Source organism: Streptomyces shenzhenensis (assembly GCF_021462265.1).
Lineage (GTDB): Bacteria > Actinomycetota > Actinomycetes > Streptomycetales > Streptomycetaceae > Streptomyces > Streptomyces shenzhenensis.
Map to the genome: position 1 here is coordinate 1 of NZ_JAJONF010000136.1, position 1,793 is coordinate 1,793.

The 1,793-nt window shown below is 69.1% G+C and carries 1 protein-coding gene; it reads left to right on the forward strand.

The window, feature by feature from the left end; all coding sequences use genetic code 11:
• Positions 1-95: 95 nt before the first annotated feature.
• Positions 96-1,766, forward strand: a complete 1,671-nt coding sequence (locus tag LQ326_RS47045; RefSeq protein ID WP_234545354.1) for an IS1182 family transposase — start codon at positions 96-98, stop codon at positions 1,764-1,766.
• Positions 1,767-1,793 lie beyond the last annotated feature (27 nt).

Genomic DNA, 1,793 nt, shown 5'->3' on the forward strand with positions numbered 1-1,793 from the left:
GGATGCTGTTGGTTTATTCGGGGCCTGCGTGACGTCGGTCTCCAAGACCCAGTTGTGGTCTTGGAGACCGACGTTGTCGTGGGGGGAGAGTGCCGATGTCGATGCGGCCGGTGGTGCCGGGAGAGGTTCCGGCGGAAACGGCGCGGGTGGCCAAGGCCGCGTTTCCCAAGGGCAGCCTTGCGATCCGTATCCGTGACGAGCTGGGTGCGTTGTTCACTGATGAGCAGTTCGCTGACCTCTTCCCGTCCCGGGGCAAGCCCGCTTGGTCGCCGGGGTGTCTCGCATTGGTACTGGTGTTGCAGTTCGTGGAGGGGCTGACCGACCGGCAGGCCGCGGAGGCGGTGCGGGCCCGCATCGACTTCAAGTACGCGCTCGGGCTGGACCTGACCGATCCCGGTTTCGACTACTCGGTGTTGTCGGAGTTCCGGGACCGTCTGACCGGCGCGGACGCCGGACGGCGGGTGCTGGACGGCATCCTGGACGCCGCCCGCAGCAAGGAACTGCTGGCTGCGGGCGGGAAGGCCCGGACCGACTCCACCCACGTGCTGTCCGCGGCGCGGGATCTGTGTCGGCTGGAGGTGGTGGCAGAGACGCTGCGGGCGGCGTTGAACGCGCTGGCCCAGGCCGCTCCCGAGTGGCTGGACCGGGTGGCCGAACCGGACTGGTTCAGGCACTACGCCACCCGGATCGAGGACTCACGGTTCCCCAAGGCCCGCGCAAAGCGGGACGAGACCGGCCGGCGCATCGGCGGGGACGGTATGCGGCTGCTTCAGGCGGTGACGGCGCCGGGCGCGCCCGGCCATCTGCGCGCGCTGCCGCAGGTCGAGATCCTTCGGCAGGTGTGGGTCCAGTACTTCCACCTGGTCGACGGCGAGGTGCGATGCCGGGACCCAAAAGACCGCCCGCCGGGCGCGATGCGCCTGGTGACCCCCTATGACACCGCCACCCGTAACGGCTCCAAGCGTGACCTGGACTGGTCCGGCTACAAGGTCCACATCACCGAGACCTGCGGCCCCGATGTCCTGCACCTGATCACCAACGTCGCCACCACGACCGCCGCGGTCAACGACGACCGTATGGCCGCCGTGGTCCACGCCGGACTCGCCGGTCGGGACCTGCTGCCCGCAGAGCACTGGGTGGACACCGGCTACGCCAACAGTCCCGCCATGGTCGCCGCCCGCCGTGACTACAGCGTGGAACTGCACGGGCCGCTCCAGGCGGTGAACAGCGTCCAGACCGCCCGAGCAGAGGGCGCCTACGGTCAGGAAGCCTTCACCATCGACTGGGACAGCCAGCGGGCTACCTGCCCCAACGGCAGCACCAGCTCGTCCTGGGCCCTCCACAGCTCACAGCGCCGGATGCCCGTCATCCGGATCAAGTTCTCGGTCCGCGACTGCCGCCCCTGCCCGCAGCGCAGTGCCTGCCTCAGCACACCGACGGCCACGCTCCGGCAGCTCACCCTCCGGCCCCGCGAGGAGTACGACACGCTCCAGCAGACCCGCCTGCTTCAGCAGACCGATGCCTGGAAAGAGCGATACCGGATCAGGGCTGGCGTCGAAGGGGCCATCGCCCAAGGCGTTCAGCGCTGTGGCCTGCGCAGATCCCGCTATCACGGGTTGAGCAAGACCAGCCTCCAGCACCAACTCACCGGTGCCGCCATCAACCTCGCCCGCATCGACGACCACCTCACCGGCACACCCCGGGCCCGCACCCGCACCAGCCACTTCGCAGCACTTCGCCCCGCCGCATGCGGCGGGGCGAAGTAACCAGGCCCCGAATAAACCAACAGCATC